9 protein-coding genes are annotated in these 10,671 nt (G+C 50.0%); 3 read left to right on the top strand and 6 right to left on the bottom strand.

Annotated elements, in window-relative coordinates:
• Positions 1–14: 14 nt before the first annotated feature.
• From ACZOWY_RS10645 to ACZOWY_RS10620, 6 genes are all read right to left on the bottom strand, one after another.
• A complete protein-coding gene (locus tag ACZOWY_RS10645) occupies positions 15–1,601 on the bottom strand; it encodes an anti-sigma factor antagonist (protein ID WP_484397385.1) in 1,587 nt (528 codons plus the stop codon).
• Positions 1,602–1,771: 170 nt separating this feature from the next.
• Positions 1,772–3,037 carry a purple acid phosphatase family protein gene (locus ACZOWY_RS10640; RefSeq protein WP_484397380.1) on the bottom strand — a complete coding sequence of 422 codons (1,266 nt, stop codon included), beginning with the start codon at positions 3,035–3,037 and terminating at the stop codon, positions 1,772–1,774.
• A 97-nt stretch (positions 3,038–3,134) separates the two neighbouring features.
• Entirely contained in the window at positions 3,135–4,298 is a 1,164-nt protein-coding gene (locus ACZOWY_RS10635; RefSeq protein ID WP_484397376.1) for a DNA polymerase IV, read from the bottom strand.
• A gap of 80 nt (positions 4,299–4,378) precedes the next feature.
• Positions 4,379–5,227 (bottom strand): fumarylacetoacetate hydrolase family protein, encoded by an 849-nt coding sequence (locus ACZOWY_RS10630; protein WP_484397370.1) that lies wholly within the window; start codon positions 5,225–5,227, stop codon positions 4,379–4,381.
• 191 nt (positions 5,228–5,418) lie between these two features.
• Entirely contained in the window at positions 5,419–5,772 is a 354-nt protein-coding gene (locus ACZOWY_RS10625) for an arsenate reductase family protein (RefSeq protein WP_484397366.1), read from the bottom strand.
• 15 nt (positions 5,773–5,787) lie between these two features.
• A complete protein-coding gene (locus ACZOWY_RS10620) occupies positions 5,788–6,912 on the bottom strand; it encodes a DUF362 domain-containing protein (protein ID WP_484397363.1) in 1,125 nt (374 codons plus the stop codon).
• A 467-nt stretch (positions 6,913–7,379) separates the two neighbouring features.
• Here ACZOWY_RS10620 and ACZOWY_RS10615 point away from each other — a divergent pair, with 467 nt between their 5' ends.
• From ACZOWY_RS10615 to feoB, 3 genes are all read left to right on the top strand, one after another.
• On the top strand, positions 7,380–7,592 hold the full coding sequence (locus ACZOWY_RS10615) for a FeoA family protein (RefSeq protein WP_484397358.1): 213 nt from the start codon (positions 7,380–7,382) through the stop codon (positions 7,590–7,592).
• A 135-nt stretch (positions 7,593–7,727) separates the two neighbouring features.
• Complete coding sequence (locus ACZOWY_RS10610; RefSeq protein ID WP_484397353.1) at positions 7,728–7,946, top strand: FeoA family protein; 219 nt, start codon at positions 7,728–7,730, stop codon at positions 7,944–7,946.
• Between the two features lie 152 nt (positions 7,947–8,098).
• Positions 8,099–10,246, top strand: coding sequence for a ferrous iron transport protein B (gene feoB, locus ACZOWY_RS10605; RefSeq protein WP_484397350.1), 2,148 nt, complete (start codon positions 8,099–8,101; stop codon positions 10,244–10,246).
• Positions 10,247–10,671 lie beyond the last annotated feature (425 nt).

Raw genomic sequence — 10,671 nt, 5'->3', positions numbered from 1 at the left:
CCGGAAATTCCGGATCATTTCAGCAGTCCCGTTACCACACAGTCCCCGTCCTGAAGGGCAACGACCATTAATTTCATAATCTCCGCAAAGCGCCGCATGGCTGCCTCGCTGTACAGGTTGTTGTCATAATCCAGCACCAGGGAATACGAACCGTCTTCATGGGAGTTCATTTCAATATCCAGTGTATTCTCCGCCGCAGAAATTTCATTGGAAGGCATTTCCACTATTTCTGCTTCCGCTCCGCACAGGATCATCTCGCCCCGGCGGCCCATGACGCCCTTCTGCAGGATAAAGGTGGCGCATTCGTCTTCCAGCCCATCCCCATACACAATATCCAGGCTCTTGCGATACTGCATGCTCTGCTTCACTTTCTGTTCCAGCCCCTCAAGGTAGGCTTCCGCGGTAATATCTTCCGTAAAATCCCAGCGGATGGGGAACTGGTCCAGCATCAGCCCCATCAGGCGCCGTTCCGCCGAGGTCACGCGCCCGTTATGGACCCATCCCATAATTGCTTCCCGGCTGCCCGCGGATTTTGCCAGTGCCAGCAGGGACGCGCCCATAAAGAACGTATTCTCGGAAAAGTTCTTGCCCCGGAAGAAATGCTTATCAATGATTGGGAACGGCACTTCGATCTCATGATCCGGCGTTTCGCTTTCCCCGGTCACATCCGGGGGCGGCAAATGCCGTTTTTCGTCAAAATCCGCCAGCATGTTTCGCCAGTACGTATGCCCCTCCCGCAGCTCCTCTTCGGAAAGCTGCGACTCCTCCAGGATATATTCCGCATAGCTGGACGGCTGACTGGTATTTTTGCCAAACCGTTCCGGCTTCGTATAGCGTTTGTCCACTTCACGGCAGAATAACATGGCAAGCGCCGCGCCATCCAGGATAGCGTGATAGAAATCAGCATAAAAATACTTGGCCGTAGAAGTAATCATAAGGTAAGCGCGGTACAACGGATGGTCGATCAGTTCATAGGGCAGCTTTACCTCCTGCTTCCGCTGTTCAAAGGCTTCGTCGGAAAGCGTCTCCACAACGACCTTGGTAATCTCTCCGTCAAAGCGCTGGCAGATATCCCCCGTTTCCGGGTTGATGATCAGACGGCAGCGGAAAATATCATATGCCGCAAATATATCGTTTAACACCCCGGCCAGCCGCTCCATATCCACAGAGGGATCCAGCCGGATCAAGGCGCCTGCATTCATCATGGTAGACTTAGCTTTCATAAAATGCGTGTCCACCATCCAGCGCTGGATGGGACGCAGGGGATAAAACCGGGTCGCGGTTTCCCCGCTTCCGCGGATAATGGTAATGATATTATCAAAGCTGGTCGCTTCAAACACTTCCATTACCTCCGGCGCAGGGTTCAGTATTTTAATCTGCCCGCCCTGCCGGGTCATAACTTTCCGGGCCATAAACAGAGACCGTAACCCCATGGAAGATATGTATTCCACTTCAGAAAAATCCAAAAGGACTTCCTGCATCCCCTGCACGAGTTCAGGAAAAGTCTGATTAAACTCTTGGGCTTCTACCGCGCTGAGCCTGCCCACCAGTTTCAGTGTAACAGTAGTTCCGTCTGGTTTTGAACTAATTTTCAGTGACATCTCAGGTCCTCTCTTTCCGGTTTCTATGTAAATTTCCTTCTTAAAACTTCTATAATATTTTATTATATCATAAAAAGGTTGCTTGGTTATTACATTTTTTCACAGCAACCTTTTTTTATACAAAAAACGTTGCGACTTTCGGCTGCAAGTCTGCCGGAAATGTCACGTTCTCATTTTTTTACTTCTGCTTCGTCAATCTTCGTCCCATCCGGCAGATAGCAGCTGAACACTAATTTGTCCGATGAAGCTTCCATCACCATATAATTATTCGTTTCCGGCTGGGGCGCAATGGAAACGTCCAGCGAATGACGTCTCCACAGGTTTGGATACCGCACATCCCCTGCTACCCCGGTGAGGATATACAGCGGACCTTTTGTGTCCCTCTTAAAATTATAAATATGTCCCCGGTTCCTGTAGGTATGCAGATGGGCAGTCAGCACCACATCCACGTTATATTTGTCGAACAATGGCATAAAGGTTTTCCCTTCTTCGGAAAAGCCTTCTTCTCTTGGCGTTTTACGAGTCAGGAAGCCATACTGCAACACATCTTTGTGCATCAGCACCACATTCCATTTTTTCTTTGTTTTTTCCATGTCCGCTTTAAACCAGGCCAGCTGGTCCTGCAGCAGTCCGGGTTGGAATTCTTCCATCTCCCGCATCTGGGTATTCAGCACAACATAATGCACATCGCCGTAATCAAACGAATAAAACTGGTTTTTGTAGGATTCCGGTACTCCCCCCGGCAGTTGGAAATAATGCAAATATGCCTGGGGCATCCGCACCTTCCAGTCCATGGTGTAAGTTTCGTGATTACCCATAACAGTCGCCGCGGGAATCCGGGTGATCATGGGCCCGATACGGGTAAACCATTCGTTCCACTGGTAAGCGTGTTCGCCGTTGTCCACCAGATCTCCCATAGTGATGAAGAATTGAGCGTCCCTGTTGCGCTGCCAGGCCGGCATGGCCACATCTTCCCAGGCTTTATACTTGGCGCTCTGGCTGTCCGGAAAAATCAGCGCTTTGTAGTTGTTGTTGCTGTTTGCCGTGTTCAGGCCGTACCATTGACTGCGCCTGTTTTCATACCCCAGGCGGTATTCATATTCCGTACCGGGTTGCAGATTTTGCAGAACCACCGTATGGACGAAGGTAGTCTTTCCGTTGTCGGTAAACCTATCGTTGATGTATTCCTTTTGCGTTTGAAGGGCTGCATTCTTATCCTTTGTTACCCGATATTCCACGAAGGCATCCTTATTCTCCGCTTCCGACTGCCACATAATCGTACGCGACGAAGTACTGTCTGCCGTAATCACCTGCCGGAGATTAAACGCATCTGCTTTCGCTAAGGCAGTATAACGCTCCGCACTCTTGCCGGAGTCCGCTTTATTCGCTCCATTCCCGCAGCCAAGGAGCAACATGCCGAACACAAGCGCTAACATACTAAATGCCAGCGCCAGCAAAACTGTCATTAAAGTCTTATAGAATCCTTTGCTCTGTTTCACACGAATCACCGTTTAACTATGAATTGATAATTTTTTATTTCTTCTTCCCCGCAATACCCCGTTTGATGATGTTTTCCCCGAATTTGCTTTTCAGGGCGTCGATTGCCTGATTGCGTTTCTGCATCCGCTCATTCTCCTCAAACCCCAGCACCGGCTCATCCTCCGGACGGAACAGATTACTCACCGACACGCCCAACAGCCGGACGCCCGGCTTTACATTAATCTTCCGCAGCATCTGCTCTGCCAAAAGGAAAATATCCTCATCCCATGCAACCAGTCTGTCGCCTGTGGCGCTCCGGGTAATAGTCCGGAAATCGGCGAACTTCACCTTCAATGTGACCGTGTGTCCTGCCAGATGCACCCGGCGCAGGCGCCAACCCACCTGCCCGCACAGATCCAGCACTTCCTCCCGGCAGGAATCCATATCCGTCAGATCTATGTCAAACGTATTTTCCCTGCCAATGGATTTCGCTTCTTCTTCACTGACGACCGGTCTGTCATCCAGGCCCCATGCCAGCCGTTTTACCTGTTCCGCATTAATTCCGAACACCTGGCGGAGTATTATTATATCTGCCGTTGCAAGCTGCCCGATCCTTTCAATACCAAACTGTTTCAGTTTCTCTTCAGCGCTGCGGCCGATCCCGAAAATTCTGGTAACAGGCAAAGGAGCCAGAAGTCCGGCAGCATCTTCCGGCGTAATTCTCACAAAACCGTGAGGCTTGCGCATATCCGAGGCAAGTTTGGCAAGGAATTTATTGGGAGCCAGCCCCACAGACGCGCTGAGTTTCAGTTCTTCCTGTATCCGGTCCTGCACCTGATGGGCAATGGTCTCCGCGCCGCCCAGCCGTTCCATACCGGTTAAATCCAAAAAAGCTTCATCTATGGAAAGCTGCTCCACCAGCGGTGATGTTTCCCGGAAAATCGTCATGATTTTGGCCGACATTTCTGCATAACGCTTCATACGTACAGGCACATAGATACCCTGCGGGCATAACCGTTTCGCTTCAAATAACGGCATGGCGGAATGGACGCCGAATTTGCGCGCTTCATACGAACAGGTAGAAACCACACCCCGGGCGGAACGTCCGCCTACGATTACAGGCAGGCCTTTTAATTTTGGATTGTCCAATACTTCCACAGATGCATAGAAAGCATCCATGTCCACATGCATGACCCAGCGCTGATGAGCTTTTTGCATAATCTTCTTTCCTAAACCAGGACACCAGACGATGTTCTTGCGAATGCAGTCACGAAACGGTTTCCCTGAGATAACCGTCGTTACCCTTCAATATAATTCCGCAATACGCCGATGCCTTCGATTTCACACTCCACCACGTCGCCGGACTTTAAGAAGGTGGGCGGCTTCATGCCCATGCCCACGCCCGCCGGGGTTCCGGTTGCAATCACCGTTCCGGCTTTCAGAGTCATGCCTTCGCTCAGCATGACGATTATATCCGCAATGCCGGTAATCAGGTTAGCCGTATTGGAATCCTGCCGCAGTTCCCCGTTTACTCTGCAGGCGATCCTTCGCTTGGGCGGAAAAGCAAATTCATCAGCAGAAACAATACAGGGACCCATAGGCGTAAACCCGTCCAGACTCTTACCGAAGTACCACTGCTTGTGCCTTGTCTGCAAATTCCGGGCGCTCACATCGTTGACAATGGTATAACCGAAAATATAATCCTGTATATTTTCCTTCTTCACATTCTTCGCGTCTTTACCAATCACGACGCCCAGTTCGCATTCATAGTCCAGCGAATCCACAAGCCCTGTGTATGCGGGAATAGGCGCATCCGTTCCCTGGGAATACGCCACCCGTTTAGAAAAGAAAATGGGGTACGGGCGATCCCCGCCGAAGCTTTCTTTTGAAAAACGCTCCGCTTCTGCCGCGTGGGCCGTGTAATTGATCCCCAGACACAACACGTCCTGCCGAGGCTGCGGGATAGGTGAAAGCAGCTTTACGCCGCCGGCAGAAATCTTTTGCGCATCTTCCGGGAAATCTGTAATACCTCCGGCAGCAATCAGTGCATTCATGTCCGCAAACGCCTCTAATATAAACAATCCGATTCCGTCCCGACTGACGGCAACTCTTTCTTCCCCATTGACCATAACAGTGTAATAACGCATATATGTCCCCTCACAATCTTTAAGAAACCATCGATTCTTTCGCCTGCAAGTCTGCCAGGCATCACACAAACTCCTTTAATCAGTGATTCCCTATTTTCTTTCCATTATATCAAAACAGTCGTGGAAATACTACCACGACTGTTTGCAGAGTTCTGGCTCTGATGAGCCGCTGTAATTCCTTTTAAAGAGGCTTACAAAAGCTTCTTTTCCCATTCCTCCTGTTTAAAACCCGTCAGCACAAAATCTTTTCCAACCAGAAGCGGACGCTTCACCAGCATCCCGTCGCCGGCGAGAAGACGGAATTGCTCGTCTTCGCCCATATCCGGCAGCTTTTTTGACAGTTCCAGATTGCGGTATTGCATACCGCTGGTGTTGAAGAAACGTTTCAACGGAAGCCCGCTCACAGCATAATACTTCCGAAGCGTTTCTTCATCTGGATGGTCGGCTTTAATATCAAGCACTTCGTGTTTGATTTTCTTCTCTTCAAGCCATTTCAGAGCCTTTTTACAGGTTGAACATTTACTGTAGCAATATACTTTCAGCATTTCGGCACATCCTTTTTATTTCACTTTGATCAGTTCGTATTCCCTTGTACCCATACCAATCTTTTCTGCATGTTCCAGCGTTTCCTTCCAATGAACATGGGGATTACTGTCCATGAAATGATCGTGGTAGTGCTTCCAGTCCGGTTTCGCCAGGTTATCGCTGAGCTGGCTGTTTGGCATAGGCGCTGTTTTCTGGCACGCATCTACGCAGGCCTGATCCAGAGCCACCGGGTCGAAGGAAGCGAACATGCCGATATTTGGAAGAATCGCTGCGTCGTTATCGCCGTGACAGTCGCAGTTGGGGGAAATGTCCATGGCCAGGTTGATATGGAAGCAGGGACGGTCCTGACATACGGCCTGGGCGTATTCCGCCATCTTGCAGTCCAGCTTGTCGCCGGCGTCCCATTCTTCGTTACTGATGGCATTGAAGGTACAGGCGCCGATACAGCGGCCGCAGCCTTTGCAGATATCCTGATCGATATGTGCTTTGTTGTTTTCATAGGTAATAGCGTTGGAACCGCATTCCTTCGCACAACGACGGCAGCCCCGGCACAATGCTTCATCCACGACACACTTTCCTGAGGAATGCTGTTCCATCTTGCCAGCCCGGCTGCCACAGCCCATGCCGATATTCTTCAGCGCCCCGCCAAAGCCGGTCATTTCGTGCCCTTTGAAATGGGCCAGACTGATAAACACATCCGCGTCCATGATGGCGCGGCCGATTTTCGCTTTCTCTACAAACTCACCATTTTTAACCGGGACTTCCACTTCGTCCGTTCCCCGGAGACCGTCCCCAATGATAATCTGACAGCCAGTTGTGGTTGGATTAAAACCGTTCAGATTAGCGCAGTCCATATGTTCCGGCGCATGCCGGCGGCTGCCCGGATACAGTGTGTTGCAGTCCGTCAGGAACGGGATACCGCCCTGCTCCTTAACCAGATCAGCAACCACCTTTGCGTATTGGGGACGCAGGAACGCCATGTTGCCCAATTCGCCGAAATGCATTTTGATAGCGACAAACTTGCCTTCCATATCAATCTTCTTAATGCCCGCCACAAGGCAGAGTGTTTTCAGCTTCTGCAGAAGGCTTACTCCAACCTGTACCCGGAAATCCGTAAAATAAACCTTTGATTTTTCCATGATGCTTCCTCCCTTTTCATATGAACACACTGTTCCAACAATCTTTCCTTTTTGTTATTCGTTTTAAGCAAGCCATCCATAGTATTACATGACATAACTATTATATTTCTGTATTTATTATACCTGTTGAGGATAAGTCCATGTCAAGAATTATTTTTTTCAGTATTCCCCAGACTCTAATCACCACTGCAGACAATCATTTATAATTCTATTTTTTCAGTTAGCCTTGACAAACTATTTTCATTGATGTATCATTTGGTTAGTCTTGGCTAACAAGTCATTTCGTCTGTTTAGCCAGGGCAAAATTTTTACTTGTAAGTTAGCATTAGCTAATAGTTCGGTTTGCACAGAATCCATTGCCAAACCATTTCAACGTGTAAACATCCCAAACAATACGACCGGATGGACTTTATCTACTATTCGGTTATCCGTTTCTAACTTTCTAATTATACGAGGAGGTCCTTATCATGTTACCACTTCCTACTGCGCAGGAAGGCGAAGTAATTGAAATCAAAAAAATCTCCGGCAATGACGCCACTCGTCTGCATCTGGCAGAAATGGGCTTTACTGTCGGTACAAAAATTACTGTGGTGACCCGCATGGGAGGCAATATGATCTTGCAGGTGCGGGACTCCCGGGTAGCTTTGGACGAGTCCATGGCCAGACGAATCATGTACTGAACTATTTGACGATACTATTTGCGCTACAGCCCTGACGGCACGCTGTAGCCGCATTGCATCCAGAACGATCGTGGAACAATTAAACCGTACGTATAAAAAAATATAAATAAATAAAACACAGAGAGGAGAATACAAATGACATTGAATGAAGTCCCGGTAGGCGGCGTCTGCACCGTCACCAAACTAAAGGGAGAAGGTAAACTTCGCCGCCGCATCATGGACATGGGCATCACCAAAGGTGTCGAGATTAAAGTAGTAAAGATTGCACCCTTGGGGGATCCCATGGAATTAAACGTACGCGGCTATGAACTGTCCATCCGCAAGAACGAAGCGGAAAGTATTGAAGTACAGTAAAACAGCTGATTCAAAATGCATTTTCGTAAAATCTGTTTCGCGGCCGCACAGCGAAACGTAACGCCGTGAAGACAGATTAATGTTACCCTTCGCAATAGCGCTGCAAGCAATGCGCAACCGCGAAGCCAAAAGAAAACAGGAGCAAAAGAATTATGGATATTAAAATCGCATTAGCCGGCAACCCCAACTGTGGGAAGACAACGCTGTTCAACGAACTCACCGGCAGTTCCCAGTACGTGGGCAACTGGCCCGGCGTCACCGTGGAAAAAAAGGAAGGCCGCCTGAAAGGCCATGACAATGTCATTATCCAGGATTTACCCGGTATTTATTCCCTTTCCCCCTACACCCTGGAAGAAACCGTCACCCGTAAATACCTGATCAACGAAAAGCCGGACGTAATCCTGAACATCATCGACGGCACCAACTTGGAACGAAACTTGTACCTGACCACGCAATTGATCGAAGTAGGCCTCCCCGTGGTCATCGCCATCAACATGATGGACCTGGTAAACAAAAACGGCGACGCCATCAACCTGCAGAAGCTGTCTGCGGAAATCGGCGCCCCGGTCTATCCCATTAGCGCGCTGGAAGGCAAGGGCTGCCTGGACGTTGCCGAAGCGGCGGTAAAGGTAGCGGAGAATCATCAGGTATTCAAAACGCCGGAACTGCCCCACGTATTTAAAGGCAGCGTGGAGCATGCGCTGGCCCACATAGAAGAAAGCATCAGCGACAAGGTAGACAAAAAGAACCTTCGCTGGTATGCCATCAAACTGTTTGAACGGGATGGACAGGTACTGGAAGATCTGAAACTGACGCCGGAACTGATGGCGCATTTGGAAGAACACATCAAAGACTGCGAAACGGAAATGGACGACGACGCGGAAAGCATCATCACCAACCAGCGTTACGAATATATCGGCAGCATCATCGGCACCTGCATCACCAAAAACCGTCCAAAACACGCGCTGACCATGTCCGACAAAATCGACCAGGTAGTGACCAACCGTTTTCTGGGCCTGCCCATCTTCTTTGCCATCATGACGCTGATGTATTACATCTCCATCACCACGCTGGGCGGCTGGCTCACCGACTGGACCAACGACGTATTCTTCGGCGAGATCGTCACCGACGCGGCGACGAACATGCTGGAATCCATGGCGGCGCCGGAATGGCTCAGCGGCCTGGTCATTGACGGTATCATCGGTGGCGTCGGCACAGTCCTTGGCTTCGTGCCCCAGATCTTATTGATCTTCTTCTTCATGTCCTTGCTGGAAGACTCCGGTTACATGGCCCGCGTGGCGTTCATCATGGACCGTATCTTCCGTCAGTTTGGCCTGTCCGGTAAATCCTTCATCCCCGTGCTCATCGGCATGGGCTGCGGCGTACCCGCCATCATGGCCGCCCGCACCATTGAAGAAGAACGGGACCGCCGCATGACGATCCTGCTCTCCACATTCATCCCCTGCGGCGCCAAAGCGGAAATCATCGGCATGATCACCGCCGTCTTCTTCCCGGATTCCGTCTTCATGGCTCCCGGTATGTATTTTTTAGGCCTGGCCATCATCGTGCTGTCCGGTATCGCACTGAAAAAGACCTCCTGGTTTGCCGGGGAACCGGCGCCCTTCGTCATGGAACTTCCCGCCTACCACATGCCTTCTATTAAAGGTGTGCTGATCCACATGTGGGAACGGGCCCGGGGCTTCATCATCAAAGCCGGTATGATTATTTTCCCGATCTGCGTATTGCTGTGGTTCATGCAAACCTATAACTTCAGCTTCGAAATGGTAGAAGAAGTGGAAGAATCTATGCTGGGCGTATTCGGCAACAGCATTTCCTGGCTGTTTGCCCCCATCGGCCTGGGCGACTGGAGGGCCACCGTGGCTTCCATCGCTGCTTTCCTTGCCAAGGAAGACGCCGTCGGCGTACTGGCCATGCTGGCCGGCGCTGCGGAAGACGCGGAAGAAGCGCAGGTTATGGAATCCCTTTCCAAGCTGATGCCCCCCATGGCCGCGTTCTCTTACATGATCCTGAACCTGTTCGATCCGCCCTGCCTTGTGGCGATGGCCACCTGCTACCGCGAAATGGGCAGCCGCAAATGGGGCCTGTTCGCAATCTGTTTCCAGGCTATATTGGGTTACTCCCTGGCCTTTGTGTTCTATAACTTAGGAAGCTGGTATATCGGCGATGTTCCCTTCGGCCCCATGCAGGGTATCGCATTGTTCCTCGTAGCAGTAGCGCTGTACTTTATCTTCCGTCCTGCTAAACCGTACGTAAAGCCACAGGAAAATGTACACGCATAGTAAACAAACAAAAAAGAGCAGGCGTGCAACTTTTTACACGCCTGCCCTACCCTCGCATATTGGAGAATTATTATGAATCTTCCCTCTGCTATTCTGTTTACAGTCATCGTGTTAGCATTTGTGTACACATTTTCAAAACTTTTAAAGAAAGTATACAGTGCGTTGAAACCGGACACAAACGGTGCCAGTGAAACCTGTTGCAGTTGCTGTAGCGGCAAATGCGCCCAATGCAACCACTGCGGAAAAACTTAGGGAGACGCTGATTAAATGAGTTTGTGCGATGACCATTTGAAAATTATATAGAGTGATAATTTACGCAAAAAACCCCCGCACGTGTTGTGCGGGGGCTTCTGTCTTAACCGGCAACAATCTATCCTCCCGGGCCGCTTCCAGCCAAGTACTTTCGACGCGTGAGAGCTTAACTG

This window comes from Succiniclasticum sp., assembly GCF_056977735.1.
Note: the sequence above shows the minus strand (reverse complement) of the source record. Positions and strands in the feature narration are given on the sequence as shown.

Coding starts and splice junctions, on each gene's coding strand:
- ACZOWY_RS10645 (WP_484397385.1), bottom strand. CDS start 1,601: ATGTCACTGAAAATTAGTTCAAAACCAGACGGAACTACTGTTACACTG.
- ACZOWY_RS10640 (WP_484397380.1), bottom strand. CDS start 3,037: ATGTTAGCGCTTGTGTTCGGCATGTTGCTCCTTGGCTGCGGGAATGGA.
- ACZOWY_RS10635 (WP_484397376.1), bottom strand. CDS start 4,298: ATGCAAAAAGCTCATCAGCGCTGGGTCATGCATGTGGACATGGATGCT.
- ACZOWY_RS10630 (WP_484397370.1), bottom strand. CDS start 5,227: ATGCGTTATTACACTGTTATGGTCAATGGGGAAGAAAGAGTTGCCGTC.
- ACZOWY_RS10625 (WP_484397366.1), bottom strand. CDS start 5,772: ATGCTGAAAGTATATTGCTACAGTAAATGTTCAACCTGTAAAAAGGCT.
- ACZOWY_RS10620 (WP_484397363.1), bottom strand. CDS start 6,912: ATGGAAAAATCAAAGGTTTATTTTACGGATTTCCGGGTACAGGTTGGA.
- ACZOWY_RS10615 (WP_484397358.1), top strand. CDS start 7,380: ATGTTACCACTTCCTACTGCGCAGGAAGGCGAAGTAATTGAAATCAAA.
- ACZOWY_RS10610 (WP_484397353.1), top strand. CDS start 7,728: ATGACATTGAATGAAGTCCCGGTAGGCGGCGTCTGCACCGTCACCAAA.
- feoB (WP_484397350.1), top strand. CDS start 8,099: ATGGATATTAAAATCGCATTAGCCGGCAACCCCAACTGTGGGAAGACA.